17 protein-coding genes are annotated in these 15,122 nt (G+C 40.0%); 13 read left to right on the top strand and 4 right to left on the bottom strand.

The features are described from left to right. Nucleotides 1–10 precede the first annotated feature (10 nt). The 6 genes from HLH14_RS14720 (at nucleotide 11) to fghA (ending at nucleotide 5,371) form a co-directional block, all read left to right on the top strand. A complete protein-coding gene (locus HLH14_RS14720; protein ID WP_067726571.1) occupies nucleotides 11–541 on the top strand; it encodes a gamma carbonic anhydrase family protein in 531 nt (176 codons plus the stop codon). A gap of 130 nt (nucleotides 542–671) precedes the next feature. Then, nucleotides 672–1,337, top strand: a complete 666-nt coding sequence (gene tsaB, locus HLH14_RS14715) for a tRNA (adenosine(37)-N6)-threonylcarbamoyltransferase complex dimerization subunit type 1 TsaB (protein WP_067726569.1) — start codon at nucleotides 672–674, stop codon at nucleotides 1,335–1,337. Between the two features lie 12 nt (nucleotides 1,338–1,349). Continuing rightward, nucleotides 1,350–2,174 (top strand): undecaprenyl-diphosphate phosphatase, encoded by an 825-nt coding sequence (locus HLH14_RS14710; protein ID WP_067726567.1) that lies wholly within the window; start codon nucleotides 1,350–1,352, stop codon nucleotides 2,172–2,174. Then, a complete protein-coding gene (locus HLH14_RS14705; protein ID WP_067726565.1) occupies nucleotides 2,168–2,986 on the top strand; it encodes a class I SAM-dependent methyltransferase in 819 nt (272 codons plus the stop codon). Before HLH14_RS14710 ends, HLH14_RS14705 begins: the two co-directional genes overlap by 7 nt. Before the next feature lie 123 nt (nucleotides 2,987–3,109). Then, nucleotides 3,110–4,522, top strand: coding sequence for a C13 family peptidase (locus HLH14_RS14700; protein WP_067726563.1), 1,413 nt, complete (start codon nucleotides 3,110–3,112; stop codon nucleotides 4,520–4,522). Nucleotides 4,523–4,534: 12 nt separating this feature from the next. Further along, a complete protein-coding gene (gene fghA / locus HLH14_RS14695; RefSeq protein WP_171533351.1) occupies nucleotides 4,535–5,371 on the top strand; it encodes an S-formylglutathione hydrolase in 837 nt (278 codons plus the stop codon). 41 nt (nucleotides 5,372–5,412) lie between these two features. Here the strand turns inward: fghA and HLH14_RS14690 are convergent, their stop codons facing one another. Next, nucleotides 5,413–5,688 (bottom strand): DUF2218 domain-containing protein, encoded by a 276-nt coding sequence (locus tag HLH14_RS14690; RefSeq protein ID WP_171533350.1) that lies wholly within the window; start codon nucleotides 5,686–5,688, stop codon nucleotides 5,413–5,415. 189 nt (nucleotides 5,689–5,877) lie between these two features. Here HLH14_RS14690 and rpe point away from each other — a divergent pair, with 189 nt between their 5' ends. The 7 genes from rpe to HLH14_RS14655 all read left to right on the top strand — a co-directional run bounded on the left by rpe (nucleotide 5,878) and on the right by HLH14_RS14655 (nucleotide 12,034). Then, entirely contained in the window at nucleotides 5,878–6,564 is a 687-nt protein-coding gene (rpe, locus tag HLH14_RS14685) for a ribulose-phosphate 3-epimerase (protein ID WP_171533349.1), read from the top strand. A gap of 396 nt (nucleotides 6,565–6,960) precedes the next feature. Next, nucleotides 6,961–7,413 carry a hypothetical protein gene (locus HLH14_RS14680; RefSeq protein ID WP_171533348.1) on the top strand — a complete coding sequence of 151 codons (453 nt, stop codon included), beginning with the start codon at nucleotides 6,961–6,963 and terminating at the stop codon, nucleotides 7,411–7,413. Nucleotides 7,414–7,458: 45 nt separating this feature from the next. Beyond that, nucleotides 7,459–9,360 carry a copper resistance system multicopper oxidase gene (locus HLH14_RS14675; RefSeq protein ID WP_171533347.1) on the top strand — a complete coding sequence of 634 codons (1,902 nt, stop codon included), beginning with the start codon at nucleotides 7,459–7,461 and terminating at the stop codon, nucleotides 9,358–9,360. Next, on the top strand, nucleotides 9,347–10,258 hold the full coding sequence (locus tag HLH14_RS14670) for a copper resistance protein B (protein ID WP_171533346.1): 912 nt from the start codon (nucleotides 9,347–9,349) through the stop codon (nucleotides 10,256–10,258). The genes HLH14_RS14675 and HLH14_RS14670 overlap by 14 nt, the downstream gene beginning before the upstream one ends. A gap of 234 nt (nucleotides 10,259–10,492) precedes the next feature. After that, nucleotides 10,493–10,810, top strand: coding sequence for a quaternary ammonium compound efflux SMR transporter SugE (gene sugE / locus HLH14_RS14665; protein ID WP_171533345.1), 318 nt, complete (start codon nucleotides 10,493–10,495; stop codon nucleotides 10,808–10,810). 35 nt (nucleotides 10,811–10,845) lie between these two features. Continuing rightward, on the top strand, nucleotides 10,846–11,325 hold the full coding sequence (locus tag HLH14_RS14660) for a methylated-DNA--[protein]-cysteine S-methyltransferase (RefSeq protein ID WP_171533344.1): 480 nt from the start codon (nucleotides 10,846–10,848) through the stop codon (nucleotides 11,323–11,325). Nucleotides 11,326–11,380: 55 nt separating this feature from the next. Continuing rightward, nucleotides 11,381–12,034 (top strand): nuclease-related domain-containing protein, encoded by a 654-nt coding sequence (locus HLH14_RS14655; RefSeq protein ID WP_171533343.1) that lies wholly within the window; start codon nucleotides 11,381–11,383, stop codon nucleotides 12,032–12,034. 38 nt (nucleotides 12,035–12,072) lie between these two features. Here the strand turns inward: HLH14_RS14655 and HLH14_RS14650 are convergent, their stop codons facing one another. The 3 genes from HLH14_RS14650 to HLH14_RS14640 all read right to left on the bottom strand — a co-directional run bounded on the left by HLH14_RS14650 (nucleotide 12,073) and on the right by HLH14_RS14640 (nucleotide 15,043). After that, complete coding sequence (locus HLH14_RS14650; protein ID WP_212815905.1) at nucleotides 12,073–13,008, bottom strand: tRNA dihydrouridine synthase; 936 nt, start codon at nucleotides 13,006–13,008, stop codon at nucleotides 12,073–12,075. A 477-nt stretch (nucleotides 13,009–13,485) separates the two neighbouring features. Continuing rightward, complete coding sequence (locus HLH14_RS14645; RefSeq protein ID WP_067726542.1) at nucleotides 13,486–14,004, bottom strand: hypothetical protein; 519 nt, start codon at nucleotides 14,002–14,004, stop codon at nucleotides 13,486–13,488. A 232-nt stretch (nucleotides 14,005–14,236) separates the two neighbouring features. Continuing rightward, nucleotides 14,237–15,043 carry a cytochrome C assembly family protein gene (locus HLH14_RS14640; protein ID WP_067726540.1) on the bottom strand — a complete coding sequence of 269 codons (807 nt, stop codon included), beginning with the start codon at nucleotides 15,041–15,043 and terminating at the stop codon, nucleotides 14,237–14,239. Nucleotides 15,044–15,122 lie beyond the last annotated feature (79 nt).

Here is a 15,122-nt window from a genome sequence, read left to right as displayed (position 1 = left end):
ATATCACCACATGATGTACAAATTTAATGGATATGCACCTCAAGCAACACACCAACCTTGGGATGGCTGGGTAGCGGAAAATGCGACAGTGATTGGTCAAGTTGAAATGGGGAAACAGGTCAGTGTCTGGTTTGGTGCAGTGATCCGGGGCGATAACAGCAAAATCAAAATTGGGGATTTTAGCAACATTCAGGAAAATGCAGTTTTACATACCGATGCTGGAATCGAGATGCAGATTGGCAGTTATGTCACGATTGGGCATCAGGCGATGTTGCATGGTTGCACCGTTGGGGATAACACTTTAATTGGCATTAACTCGGTCATTTTAAACCATGCGGTGATTGGTAAAAATTGCATCATCGGGGCGAATGCGTTAATTCCTGAAGGGAAGATCATTCCAGATAATTCTGTGGTGATGGGTTCACCCGGGAAAATAGTGAAAACTTTAGATGGGGCTGCTGAAATTAAGTTAAAAATGAGTGCCATGCACTACGCAGAACATTTTAAGCATTTTCAGAACTTGGAAGCTGTTGAACTGTAATTTGATGATCTTATTCAGCCAAGCAAGCGCTTGGGTTTTTTGTATTCCGCAGATGGAAAATCTCGCCTAGTGCGAATGAGTGGAGTATCATATGCGTCGTTTTTTACATTTAAATTAATTAAGGTTGTGCATGAAATTGCTGGCATTGGAAACTGCCAATGAGCAGTGTTCCGTCTCTATTGTAGATGAAACCCAAGAATTATTTTTCCAATTAGATGCGCGAGCAAAAGCACAAACGCAAACAATTCTCCCGATGATTGAGCAGGCATTTACACAGCTTGGTCTATCTGCATCTGAATTAACTGCAATCGCATTTAGCCGTGGACCCGGTTCTTTTAGTGGCGTACGGATTAATGCAGCGGTGACTCAAGCCTTGGCGTGGGCAAATGATCTTCCTGTTGTTCCTGTTTCAAGCTTACAAGCTTTGGCTCAGACAGCATATCGTGTTGCAGGTTTAACCGCCGTGACAGCGGTACTCGATGCACGGATGAAAGAAGTTTATATTGCGAGTTTTGAGCTGGATTCACAGGGCATTATGCAGGCTGTGGATGAAGAGCAACTGTTAAATTACGATGATGCCAGCCAAGTCGTTAAATTTGAACTTGTAGGTTCCGGTTCAGCTTTACTTAAGCCTGAACAAATACAATACAAAGACTTAAGTGCGACTGCGCAAGATATTGCTACCATTGCGCGCGCAGATGTCGAGCAAAAAAAATGGGTCAGTGCTGAACAGGCATTACCTGTATATTTACGTGATAACGCTTGGAAAAAAATTCCAGAACAAGGCAAATCATAATCAGGATTTTGTATGGATCTTTTACTGCTGCTGAAAGCGGCAATTATGGGTATTGTTGAAGGTATTACCGAATTTCTACCTATTTCAAGTACCGGACATTTAATTCTCGCTTCCGAATTAATGAATTTCTGGACCAAAGAAAAAAGTGATGTATTCGTCATTGCCATTCAAATGGGGGCGATTGCAGCAGTGATTTATGAATACTGGGCGCGTCTGTGGGGTGCAGCAACCGGTATGTTTACCGGTGAACCCAAAGGTCGCCGTTTGGGTTTTAGCCTGATCATGGCTTCGATTCCAATCGTACTGATTGGTCTCACTTTTGGACAAGCAGTCAAAGAATTGTTATTTAATGATATTGCGGTTGCGATTGGCTTGATCGTGGGTGGTTTCATTATTATCTGGATTGAAAAAAATCCACCTAAAGTGAATGCCGAAGAAGTCGAGAATATCAGCTATAAAGAAGCAATGTGGATTGGTTTAATCCAAGTGCTGTCGTTAATTCCGGGAACCTCACGTTCTGGTGCAACCATTATTGGTGCAATGTTCTTGGGGATATCACGTAAAGCGGCCACTGAATTTTCTTTCTTCCTCGGGATACCAGTGATTATTGGTGCAGGTCTTTTAGATCTTTATCAGAGCTATCATGTATTCCAAAGTACTGAAGATTGGACTGTCCTTGCAGCAGGGATTCTTATTTCATTTGTTTCGGCTTTGATTCTAATTCGAGTATTGGTTGCCTATGTCGCAAAACGTGATTTTATGGTCTTTGCTTGGTATCGTATTGCCTCGGGTCTTTTAATCTTACTCTTTGCATTTACAGGCTGGAAATTATGGTAAGCGACATCCGCTTATTTGTAGAACAAGAATTTCAACAGAAAGCACAGCAGTATTCTGCTGTGCTTTCTTCTCGTGGAGTGAAGGTAAATCTTGAAATCATTGAAAAGCTCAATGCCCGATTTTTGCGTTTTCATCCAGAGCTGGCTTTATGTGTAGATGAGTCCGGACTTTGGCTGTGTGCCAATGGCATGAAGATGCAACCAGACTGGAAAGCGGAAGTTCCACGTTTAAAAAGATCATCATTAAAATCTGAAATGATTGCACGAGCCTGTAATCTCGGTGAAAAGCCCAGCTTGATCGATGCGACTGCTGGTCTGGGGCATGACAGTTTGTTGATGGCGCATTTGGGCGCTAATGTCACCTTGGTTGAGCGACATCCGATTTTATTTACCTTGCTTGAAGATACCAAAAGCAATGCTGAAAGCGATCCGTTTTTAAGTTCGGTGGTTGCCCGGATTGATCTTGTTTTTTCCGATTCTGCCGACTATTTAATTTATCAGGCTGAAAAAAATGCTGTGGTGGATGTCGTCTATCTGGATCCGATGTTTCCACAACGTGATCAAAACCAGCAAGCCATTAAAAAGCAGGCCCAAGTCAAAAAGCAGATGCAATTGTTGCATATGCTGTTGCCCGAAGATGGTGAAATGGATCTGGGTGATAATTTATTGATTTTGGCACAAAAAGTAGCAAAACGAGTTGTAGTAAAACGTCCCCGTTTAGCCGTATATTTGGCTGACCAGGAACCCAATCATCAATGGCAAGGAGATGCTTGTCGTTTTGATGCCTACTTTCAGCATCATCTTGTAGAGTAGTTTGGTAATTGCTTCAATATTGTGCATTAATTTGTTATATAGTGCCAAAGCAGCATTGATAAAACTTCCATCAAGCATAAACTTACACAGTGAATCAGCGAGCTACAGCTAACCCTAAATCCTATGATCGACTTTAAACCCTCCATCAATTTTTGGCATGATTTTAAAAGCAACCAAACTGCAGGGATGTGGCTCTTTTTGGGATCACGTCGGTCTTTACAAATTGTTCGCCCCTCAATTCTACAACTGATTTTTTGGGGGATTTTAGGCGGCAGTGCCAACAGTTTATTTAGTTGGTTAAGTTCAGGGGAAGTGGGGGAGTTTAACCCTCAAGGCTTGATCAGTTATGCCTTATGGCCTTTTATTGCGCTGATTGTCGGTATTTTCCTTTCACAACGTATTAATAATCCCCGTCTGATGTTGGTGCCTGCCTTATTGTGGCTGGTACTGGATACGCATATTGCCTTATTACAAAGTCTGATTCAGTATTTGGGTTATATCGATGTATTGCCTTACATCTTCTATGACTATTTACCGATGATATTCATGGTGCTGTTTGTCTGGCAAAGTTTAGCTGTGGTTTGGGTATTTTCACGTGAATTAAAATGGCCGTGGTGGGAGCGTGGACTGATTGTTGCGGCAACGCTTTTTACCCTGGTGGTCTGGCAAATGTCAGTCAAAAGCCAACCGATCTGGAAAGTTGAAGAAACACCACCGACTTTTGCCGAAGATGCCTTTTACGCACAAAGCCGTGTCCTGAATAAATCTCTGGAAGATGTGCAGTATGGTGAATTTACACAATCGCATTGGTATTTTTTAGGGGTAGCAGGCGCAGGTTATCAAGACGTGTTCAAGTCGGAAGTCGAGCGGATTAAGGAACAGTTTGATACACGCTTTGGAACCTTTGGTCGTTCACTCATCTTGGTGAATAATCCTGAGACCCGTACAAAAACTCCGATTGCTTCGCGTACCAGTATGGAGATGGCTTTACGTCGAATAGGGCAGCAGATGAACCGTGAAAGTGATGTGTTATTTTTATACATGACCTCACATGGTTTACCGAATCAGTTTGAAATGGAAAATGCACCGATAGATTTAAATGATGTCGATCCCAAATGGTTAAAAGACACTTTGGACAAGTCGGGGATTCGTTGGCGTGTTATTGTGATTTCTGCATGTTATTCAGGCAGTTTTGTTCCCGCCTTACAAGATGATAATACCTTAATTATTACCGCATCTGCCGCAGATCGAGCATCTTTCGGCTGTTCAAATGAAGCGGATTATACTTATTTTGGACGGGCATTCTTTGATCAGGCAATGCGTGAGCAGACCTCTGTGAGTGCCGCATTTGAGCAAACCAAAGACACCGTGGCGCAATGGGAAAAGGCGCAGGGTTTTGATGCGTCCGAACCACAATGGTCGATTGGTAAAAATATGGAATTTATGTTGCCGCAATTGGAACAACGATTATTTCCAGTGACCTCAAAAACAGAGACGAAGATAGAAATACCCCAATTAAGTGTTCAAACACAATAAGGAAAAATAGACATGGAATTAATCCAACATAATCGATGCTTTGATGGTGAACAACGAATTTATGCTTTTAATTCCAAGGTGCTCAAAGGTGAAGCTAAATTTGGCATTTTCTTGCCCCCTCAAGCTTTAACCGGTCAAGCATGTCCAGCACTTTTTTATTTAGCCGGTCTGACCTGTACAGAAGAAACCTTCGCGATTAAAGCCCATGCGCAACGCTTGGCAGCTCAATTGGGTTTGATCCTGATTAGTCCTGATACTTCGCCAAGAGGTGAGCAGGTTGCGCAAGGCGATTCTTGGGATATCGGTCAAGGTGCAGGCTTTTATATTAATGCGACCCAAGCACCGTGGGCTGAACATTATCAAATGGAAAGCTTTATTGCGGATGAACTTTATGATTTAGTCATTCAGAACTTTCCAGTACAAGCGGATGCGATGGGGATCTTAGGACATTCCATGGGCGGACATGGTGCATTGACACTTGCACTGAAATATCCTGAAAAATTTAAATCAGTTTCTGCTTTTGCGCCAATTTGTGCACCGAGCCAATGTCCATGGGGTGAAAAAGCCTTTTCGAATTATTTTGGTGAAGATCGAAATGAATGGTTAAAGCATGATGCCACTGCCTTGATTCAAGAAAAAGGGGCATTGTTTACAGAAATTTTGATTGATCAAGGATCGAAAGATCAATTCTACGCGCAATTGAATCCGGCATTATTTAAACAGGCTTGTGCGCAAGTGGGACAGTCACTGACCTTGCGTGAACACGCAGGCTATGATCATGGTTATTATTTTATTCAAAGTTTTATCGATGATCATTTGCAATTTCATGCTGTGCAACTTGAAGCATGATGCTTAAGTAGAAATAAAGGGAGAACATGATTCTCCCTTTTTTATTGATGCTGCCATGTTGCGGTAAATTCTTGCTGTGCCATACGGCTTAAATGATCGAGAACGACTCTTTCTAAAGTACTTAAGTCTTCTAGTGAGCTGTCAATCGAGACTAATAACGCTTCTGACTGAGGCATCAGCTTCACAGTTGCATCTGGCATAAAAATACTAAAATTGCCGTCAGTTTCAGCAACGTCAAATTTATGTTTCCAATGATTCAATAAACGCTTGGCGATACGAGCGGCTTCTGATGTGGTAATTTTAGTATTGCTTTTCATTCTCATTTACCTTGTGATGTGATATCAACATAACAGATTAAAAAAATAGCTAAAGTTAAAAATTGGAACGTAATGTTGCAGATTTGGAATGCCGAATAAATAGAATCGAATCAGGATTGAATCACAGCAGCAAGGTTCAATTTGTTATAATGTGAAAAATCAATTCGAATACATAGCCAGGTTCTCCCCATGTCCAAGCCATATTTAATTGCACCATCAATTTTATCTGCTGACTTTGCTCGTTTAGGCGAGGAAGTTGAAAATGTGCTCGCTGCTGGTGCAGATGTCGTACATTTTGACGTGATGGATAACCATTATGTCCCTAACCTGACGTTTGGTGCGGCTGTGTGTAAGGCATTAAAAAAATATGGGATTAAAGCACCGATTGATGTGCATCTTATGGTTTCACCAGTGGATCGTATGATTGGTGATTTCTTGGAAGCAGGTGCAGACATTATTACGTTCCACCCGGAAGCAAGCGACCATATTGACCGTTCTTTACAGTTGATTAAAGCCGGTGGTGCGAAAGCAGGTTTAGTGTTTAACCCGGCAACCCCTTTGCATTATCTGGATTATGTTCTGGATAAAGTCGATCAAGTGTTATTGATGAGTGTCAACCCGGGTTTTGGCGGTCAAAAATTTATTCCCATGACTTTGGACAAACTTCGTCAAGCACGTAAAATCATTGATGCTTCAGGTCGTGACATCCGTTTAGAAGTGGATGGTGGCGTAACACCTGCCAATATTCGTGAAATTGCAGAAGCGGGTGCAGATATGTTTGTTGCAGGTTCAGCTATTTTCGGTAAACCGGATTATCAAGCTGTGATTAATGAAATGCGTGCAGAACTTGCAAAAGTAGGCGCTGTAAATCTCTAATATTCTCTAATTAATTGCTGCTAAGTTGTGGATAACTTTATGGATAACTATATGGATATCTGTGTAGATAACTGTATGGATAACTTGATTAGTTTGTAAACGATTGTAGGGCGATAGTTTGAAAATTAGACATTAAATGTATAAAAAGGACTCAATTGAGTCCTTTTTTAATGGATTAAGGTGTTAAAAAATATGGTTGTTTATTAATCTGTGCTTATAAATAATCCTGTTTAAAAAATAACTTTATTGTTTTAATATGCATAAAAAGAGCGAATGATGCATTGTTGAGTATAAATTTAAACAATTGTGTATAACTTTGTTCTTGGTTATGCTGTTAGATCTAAATCAAAGTAAAATGATTTATATTTTATTCTGGACGGGTTAAAGGATAATTCTTTGCTGACTTCATTATGCAAACAGGCTTGGTTTGTGTTCCTGATGGTTTTTGCCATCGGGTGGAGTAGTGTTGCCTTTGCATCCGCAAAACCTATGCATCAGCAAATGATGAATGAAGCAAATGTTGATTATCATGATAATGCAGAAATAACGGCAATGTCTGGTTGCCATGATTCGGTGAGTGTTGAACCTCATATGCAACATTCTTCAGAACATGTAAAAGCAGTGCATGATCAAGATTGTCATCAGACCATGACGAATCAGCAACAGCATTTTAGCTGTAATGATTGCGTACAGTTGCATTGTCAGAGTTTAACGGTCTGGCTGGATTCACAAACAGCAGAATTACTCAATTTAGATCATATTCAAGAACATCCACAGCGCAATTTTGATTATTCAGCCCAGCATTTAACCGGTTTCTGGCAACAAATCTTACGTCCTCCTAAAGCTTAATCTTGATTTAAAAAACATTTTTATTTTTAAATTACAGGTTAAGTCATGTCTATTAAATTAACTCAAAGCCTCTTAGTCGGGGTGTGTTTAGTGTCATCATCGTGGGCGTTCGCTGCGGTCAAAGAATATCATCTGAACATTGATGAACAGATGGTGAATATCACCGGCAAGCCCTTAAAACGCATCACGGTCAATGGTCAGTTTCCGGCACCGCTTCTAGAATTTGAAGAAGGTGATGACGCCGTTATTCATGTGCATAACAATCTTAAAAACCAGGATTCCTCCCTTCATTGGCATGGTCTATTGCTACCGGGCTTAATGGATGGCGTACCGGGGTTCAACCAGTTCAAAGGCATTAAACCACAGGCGGATTTTGTCTATCGTTTCAAGGTACGTCAAAACGGAACCTATTGGTATCACGCCCATTCCAAAGGACAGGAACAGGATGGTTTATATGGCGCACTGGTGATTTACCCCAAAGATAAAAAGCCAGTTGCAGCGCATGAACAAGCCGAGCGTGATTATGTGGTGATGTTGTCCGATTTTCACCAGTCGACTGGTGAACAGATCCTGAAGAATCTGAAAAAGTCAGCGGAATACTATCAGAATGAGCGTGAAACCTTGGCTGATGTATTTAAGCAGGTGCAACGTGAAGGGCTAAAAAATACCTGGCAAGATCGTGGCATGTGGAATCAAATGCGCATGCTGAAAACCGATTTGTCCGATGTTACCGGTTATACCTTTTTGATCAATGGAAAAACGCCTGAGCAAAACTGGACCGGCATGTTTAAGCCGAATGAGAAAGTCCGGTTACGTTTTATTAATGCCTCCGCCATGTCCTTTTATGACGTCAGTATTCCCAACTTGAAAATGACCGTTGTGAGTGCTGACGGGCAGCCAGTTAAACCAGTGCCAGTCGATGAGTTTCGAATCGGTACTGCAGAAACCTATGATGTTGTAGTCGAGCCGAAAGCTGATCATTATCAAATTGAAGCCGAGTCGATCGACCGTAGCGGTTTTGCAATTGGTACATTGCATAATGAAAATTCTCCAGTGACGCATCCGATTCACATGCCTAAGCCGCGTCCACGTGCCTTGCTGACAATGGAAGATATGGGACATGGCTCATCATCGGGTGATCATGCTGATATGAATCACGATCAGATGAACACCAGTCAAGAAAGTGCTCATCCACAAAGCTCAAGTCAAATAAATCATCAAGCCATGGATCATTCAAAGATGGATCATTCCAAGATGAAACATGATTCAGCGACGATGGATCATTCGCAAATGAACCACACCAAGACGAATGACCATTCACAACATCAAGCAAAGTCTGATTCAGAACCACAACAAGGAATGAATCATTCTGCACATACTTCGGCGAAACCATCCTTAAATGAAAATACCCAAGTGGTTTATGGCTGGGCAAATGCCTCTACTCCCGCAGGACATAAGGCACTGCAATATAGCGATTTGAAATCATTAAACCCACAACCGGATACCCGTCCTGCAGAACGTGAATTGGAAGTCCGTTTGGGTGGCAACATGGAGCGCTATATCTGGACCATCAATGGCAAGAAATTTACCGAAGTTGAACCGTTACAGGTTAAGTATGGTGAACGTATCCGTTTGAAATTCATTAATGACAGCATGATGGCGCATCCAATGCATCTGCATGGCATGTTTATGCAACTGGAAAATGGACAGGCATTATCAGACCTGCCCAACAAGCATACCTTGATTGTGCCACCCGGTAAGACAGTTACTGCGCTGCTCACTGCGGATGAGTTGGGGGAATGGGCAATCCATTGCCATCTGCTTTATCACATGTCATCTGGGATGATGAGTAAACTGGTTGTTGTGAATGTAGATGGAAGTAAAACATCAATTCCAACATCTACTCCAAGTCCAGCTCAGCAAGGAGATTCACATGCACATCATTAATTTATTTGCCATGAGTACATTGAGTGCTTCCTTGTTGCTGTTGAGCGGGCAAAGTGTGGCGCAGGAACAACACCATTCTATGCCGATGCCACATCAGTCTGGACAATCTACTGAAGTGCAGGACGATCATTCACAGCATCAAACAGAGTCAGCAGTACCAGAGACTGCGGTTAAAGAAAAACCGATGCAATCGGTACAGCATGAACATCCAAGTTCAGACGAGGCGGATCATGCTGCACATATCAAAGAGCATGGTGGACAGATTTATCAGCAAACCACTGTTGAAAGTAAATGGCTGCGCAATGATGATGGCAAAGGTGTTTTAAAGTCGGAACTTGAGACCCGAATTGGCACAGATGAAAACAAGGTTTTTATCAAAGTTCATGCAGATCAAGCTGAATCACAGCAAGCCGAATATGATGCCAAAGTTTTATATAGCCGTATGGTGAGTGATTTTTGGGATGTACAAGCCGGTCTTCGCTATTTGAACAACCAGAATCGTGAAGTGGATCAAGAGCAGGTGGGTGCTATAGTCGGTATTCATGGCTTGGCGCCCTATTTCTTTGAAACCGATGCCTATTTATTTGTGGGACAGGATCAACAAATGTCATTCACGTTGGAAACTGAGCGTGATTTGCTGCTGACCCAAAAACTGATTCTTAAACCCTATCTGGATCTGAATGTCATTTTCAGTGATGACTCAAACTATGCCAAAAAGTCGGGTTTAAATACCGCGCAACTGGGTCTGGAAACCCGTTATGAAATCAATAAAAAGGTTATGCCTTTTGTTGATGTTGCATATGGCTATAATAAGGGAAATGAAGAAACGGCTTGGCAGCCACAATCATCTTCTGAAAATGAATGGCTATATGGTGCAGGTATTCATTTTAAATTTTAGACGAGTATTGTGATTAAAAAAATACGATTGGTGAGCACCAGTCGTATTTTTATTGGGGTATTTTTAGCGCGATAAATTGGTCAAAAAATGTAAAATCCGCACCAATTTAAAGCAATCATTTATATAATGATGAATTAAAGGAGGAACGACCTCCCTTGGTGTAATCTCATTGATATCTATACCAAGACAATTCGTCAGGACGACCTGACTCTTATCAGGTGGAGCATAGTCGTCATGGCTTGGGTGGTTTTAATTTTAGCCGGTATTTTTGAAATTGTATGGGCGTATGCAATGAAACTTTCAGAAGGTTTCACACGTCTAACCCCAAGTATTATTACCCTGGTTTTTATGGTATTAAGTTTTGCTTTACTGGCTTATGCCATGCGAACCTTGCCGCTCGGTACAGCCTATACGATTTGGACAGGTATTGGTGCAGTCGGTTCATTCTTGGTCGGAATCTTTATATTGGGTGAGCCAGCGTCAGCAATGCGTATGCTGGCAGCTGTTCTGATTATTTCTGGATTAGTGTTGATGAAACTGTCATCATCATAAAATCTGGACCATTTATTTCACTGCAGGAGAAGACGATGAAACTGGCTTTTATGGAAATGGCTTCTCCTGTCGGTACTTTAAAATTGGTCGCCCATGAAACAGCTTTAGTCGCGGTACTTTGGGAAAATGAAAATCCTAAACGTGTACGTTTAGCCGAATTGATCGAACAAACGCATCATCCGATTTTGTTGGAAACTCAAAAGCAGTTAACTGAATATTTTGCTGGAAAACGACAGCAATTTGATTTGCCTCTAGATTTTGAAGGCACCGAGTTTCAACAGAAAGTTTGGCAAGCTTTGTTGACCATTCCATTTGGGGAAACCCGAAGTTACCGCGATGTTGCCGAACAAATTGGCAATGTCAAAGCGGTACGTGCAGTGGGTGCCGCGAATGGAAAAAATCCAATTTCAATCATTGCACCGTGTCACCGTGTAGTGGGTACGAATGGCAAACTGGTTGGCTTTGCAGGTGGTTTGGATAATAAGGATATTTTGCTCCGTTTAGAGAAACAATAATTTAAATAGAAAAAACTGTTATTGTTCCTTATAAATTTTAATAAGTTATAAAATTATGAAAACAATATTAAGTCAGTTATTTTCAACTTTTTGGTGGGTCATTCTTGCTTTTGTTGCAATATCTATCATCAAAGCCTTTAAACCATTTATTAAGGGAAAAGTTGGTGAATTGGCGGTAGCTCTACAGGTCAAACTCTATTTGAAAGACCCTCAATATATTTTATTAAATGATTGTACTTTGCCGGATGAACAAGCGGGAACGACCCAAATTGATCATATTTTATTAAGTCCCTACGGCATCTTTATTATTGAAACTAAAAATTATAAAGGCTGGATTTTCGGTAGCGAACGCCAGAAAATGTGGACGCAGAAAATATTTAAAAAGAGCTATAAATTTCAAAATCCATTGCATCAAAATTACAAGCACCAAAAGGTTTTAGAACTGGTATTGGCAGATATTATTGCCCCTGAATATTTGCATTCAATCGTTGTATTTATGCCTGATTGTGAGTTTAAAACCGATATGCCTGTGAATGTATTTCGTGGTGCAGCATGGGTGGATTATGTGAAAAACTTTAAAGAGGAGGTCATTCCTGCGATGAAACTGAAACGGATTCAATTACGAATCGAAAAAGAAGTTTTAGACAAGTCTTGGAAAACCAATCGTATACATGTAGAAAATTTAAAGCAGCGTAAACAAAATAGCTAAATAAAAAAAGCCTTTGAATGTTCAAAGGCTTTTTTTATTTACTGATTTAAGACATTTAATTTTTCAATAATTTCAATCAAAGCTTTGATGCGTTTCACTTCATTCCACAATTCTTTTGCTTCAGGATAATGCTTAGACATCATGCCGAGCCACTGTTTATAGCGTCCGACCATATTAATTTCTTTTTTATAGGGTCCATTTAAAAAGCGGATTTGTAAGTCTAAAAGCTCATCCCAGTTAATAAGTGGTTCATCGGTATTTTTGCGGATACATTGCGTGATATCGGGTGTAGTCACAGCAGCTCGACCAATCATCAAATCTTCACAGCCTGATTCTAGGCGGCATTGTTTAGCGTCAGCATTGGTCCAGATTTCACCATTGGCAATCACATTAATTTTCAGTGCTTCACGAATGGGCTGTAACTGATCCCAAAATGCAGGTGGCGTATAACCTTCAGCTTTGGTGCGAGCATGGACGGTAACCCAGGCTGCACCGGCATCTTCAATGGCGTGGGCATTTTCCAGGGTGAAATTCCGATCCATATAGCCTAAACGCATTTTGGCAGATACTGGAATATGATTCGGTACGGCATCTCGAACGGCTTTGACCAGCATATGTACCACGTCAGGTTCATCCAATAATACTGAGCCACCACGATGACGGTTTACCGTTTTTGCAGGGCAACCAAAATTCATATCAATGGCAGGGGCACCCAATTCCACCGCACGAATGGCGTTGGCTGCCAGCATTTCAGGATTATTTCCCAAAAACTGCACATGCACAGGTGTACCAGCAGCGGTTTTGCCATCATTCAGTAATTCAGGGCAGTAATTATGATAGACATGGTCGGGTAAGACAGAGTCGGTTACACGAATGAACTCGGTTACACACCAGTCAAAGCTGCCGACATGAGTGAGTACATCACGCATGATGGGATCAGTTAAACCTTCCATGGGTGCAAGAACAAGTTTCAAAGTGTTAGACCTGTATAAAGAAAAACAGGGTTATACGTTTTTTTAGGCAGGATGTCTAGCTTAGGTCTTGAATTGCAATAGGCTACGCTTGTGATTTAAGGATTTATATTTTGAATCTGTTTAACAATTTTTTTCCAAGTGGTTTTTATCATTCAATCATGAGCAGATGTAATAAATACTTAATTTATTCATTAAAATTAATTTAATTAATTTGCGCCATTGTATTGGCATTAACAGGATGCGCGTCTGGCTAAAAACTATCCTTGTTTTATCCGCAAAAATTGGGGATGTTTTCTGCTCGGGGAAGGCCGGGAACATTGAGAAAAGTTTCATTTTGAATAAAAAAATCAATTTGTTTCCAAGCTGGTTTTTTACTGTTTTTATATACAGCTTAAATTTTATAAGTATTTGAAAAATAAAATATTTTATAAACGCGGTTCTTGTAATGGTCATTATGTTAAATACAGGGGAACTTCTTTATTTTCTCAATAAAATTCTCTTAAAAAAACTTTTTCTTTTTTCTTGTGGTTTAGGCTCTTCACTTTCAATTTTTTCACAGTCTAATTTAAGTTCATTTTTTAAGTCATCTGATAAATCAATAATAAGGTCATATTTATTAAACCAGTATGAGAAATTACTTATTAATTTATCTAGATCAAAATCAGTAATTTTATATTTTTGAACGATCGGTGGCATTTCTGTTAAAAGCTTCTTACATAACTCTGATACCCTTTGTTCGGGAGTCATTATTACAAATGTTTGATAATCCAACATGATATCCATGTAAAGTTTTTGTTTTTTCCTCGAATAGCGAATACGCTGTTTGAAATGAAGCTCTGGATCTCGGCACATGAAAATAATTACTAAACTATTTAAAGTATTCCCATAATCTTGTTCTTCTATAAATTTATAGAACCCATTAGCTGTTAAGCTTAGGTTTGCATCTGCAACACCTGTTTCACTATTTGAGTCGGATGTAACAAGAAGTCTAAACATGCCATATATCCTTTTTTATTAATTAAACCCACTCAGTTTTATTTAAGAATTTCTAAAATTAACATAATACAGCTTATACGAAATTATCAATTTATTCTTTTTAAATCATTGGTTTATTATGTGAAAAAAAGCCCAAATCATAAAGATTGAGCTTTTTTAATGATTTATCATATTTCGCACTGACTATCTGATTATTGTTCCGTGTCTGGTATTAAGCAAATGAAAAAAGTGCTTATTTCCCCAAAATCATTTCCAGTACAAACTTAGAACCAATAAAACCAATTGCCAGTAGCATAAAACCAATCAAGGTAAAGCGAATCGCTTTTTGACCCCGCCAGCCAAATTTATAATGACCAATCAGCAGCGATCCATAAACAAACCAGGAAATAATACTAAAGGCAGTTTTATGAGCTAAATGTTGGGCAAAAAAGTCTTCAATGGTGAAAAAACCAAAACCTAAAGCTAATGTCAGCAAGATAAAACCAGTAATGATTAAATCAAACAGCAAAGATTCCATGGCTTGGAATGATGGGAGTAAATTGACCCAAATTCTTTTTTGCTTATTCTTTAATTCACGATCTTGGAACCACAGAATCACTGCTTGTATGGTTGCCATCAGTAGAACGGCATAGGCCGATAAAGACAAAATAATATGAATGTCCAAGCCTAATGAGTGTTGTTCAATCACCTGATTGGGTTTGCTTAAGGCAAAACCTAAAATTAAGCCGGTCGCAGCAACTGGAATACCCAGTAAATTTAGTGCCAAAATGGGGCGGTAAGTACTAAAGATTAAACTCAGCAATAACATCAGACCCGATGTAAATGACACTAAGAGAAATACGTCATAATTTACACCTAAAGGTGTCAGCATATCGTTATACAGAACACCCGCGTGCAGCAGTAAACCTAAACCGAGTACAAGCCCTACAAACCAATGGTTCGGATCACGCTTTGACATTAAGTGAATAAACAAATACCAGAAAGATGTGGTATAAGAAATTAATGCTAAGATCGTGTAAACCAAGGGGAGACTGATCATGTCAAACCTTTTTCAGGATGTTGAATATTCATTTATATAAATTCTACGTGAACTACAGTATCCTATAGCATCTTATGCA

Origin of the sequence: Acinetobacter terrae (assembly GCF_013004375.1) — a bacterium.
In the GTDB taxonomy this organism is placed as follows: Bacteria; Pseudomonadota; Gammaproteobacteria; order Pseudomonadales; family Moraxellaceae; genus Acinetobacter; species Acinetobacter terrae.
Note: the sequence above shows the minus strand (reverse complement) of the source record. Positions and strands in the feature narration are given on the sequence as shown.

Excerpts from the sequence above, each read along its gene's own strand:
- HLH14_RS14720 (WP_067726571.1), top strand. The coding sequence starts at position 11 with ATGATGTACAAATTTAATGGATATGCACCTCAAGCAACACACCAACCT.
- tsaB (WP_067726569.1), top strand. The coding sequence starts at position 672 with ATGAAATTGCTGGCATTGGAAACTGCCAATGAGCAGTGTTCCGTCTCT.
- HLH14_RS14710 (WP_067726567.1), top strand. The coding sequence starts at position 1,350 with ATGGATCTTTTACTGCTGCTGAAAGCGGCAATTATGGGTATTGTTGAA.
- HLH14_RS14705 (WP_067726565.1), top strand. The coding sequence starts at position 2,168 with ATGGTAAGCGACATCCGCTTATTTGTAGAACAAGAATTTCAACAGAAA.
- HLH14_RS14700 (WP_067726563.1), top strand. The coding sequence starts at position 3,110 with ATGATCGACTTTAAACCCTCCATCAATTTTTGGCATGATTTTAAAAGC.
- fghA (WP_171533351.1), top strand. The coding sequence starts at position 4,535 with ATGGAATTAATCCAACATAATCGATGCTTTGATGGTGAACAACGAATT.
- HLH14_RS14690 (WP_171533350.1), bottom strand. The coding sequence starts at position 5,688 with ATGAAAAGCAATACTAAAATTACCACATCAGAAGCCGCTCGTATCGCC.
- rpe (WP_171533349.1), top strand. The coding sequence starts at position 5,878 with ATGTCCAAGCCATATTTAATTGCACCATCAATTTTATCTGCTGACTTT.
- HLH14_RS14675 (WP_171533347.1), top strand. The coding sequence starts at position 7,459 with ATGTCTATTAAATTAACTCAAAGCCTCTTAGTCGGGGTGTGTTTAGTG.
- HLH14_RS14670 (WP_171533346.1), top strand. The coding sequence starts at position 9,347 with ATGCACATCATTAATTTATTTGCCATGAGTACATTGAGTGCTTCCTTG.
- sugE (WP_171533345.1), top strand. The coding sequence starts at position 10,493 with ATGGCTTGGGTGGTTTTAATTTTAGCCGGTATTTTTGAAATTGTATGG.
- HLH14_RS14660 (WP_171533344.1), top strand. The coding sequence starts at position 10,846 with ATGAAACTGGCTTTTATGGAAATGGCTTCTCCTGTCGGTACTTTAAAA.
- HLH14_RS14655 (WP_171533343.1), top strand. The coding sequence starts at position 11,381 with ATGAAAACAATATTAAGTCAGTTATTTTCAACTTTTTGGTGGGTCATT.
- HLH14_RS14645 (WP_067726542.1), bottom strand. The coding sequence starts at position 14,004 with ATGTTTAGACTTCTTGTTACATCCGACTCAAATAGTGAAACAGGTGTT.
- HLH14_RS14640 (WP_067726540.1), bottom strand. The coding sequence starts at position 15,043 with ATGATCAGTCTCCCCTTGGTTTACACGATCTTAGCATTAATTTCTTAT.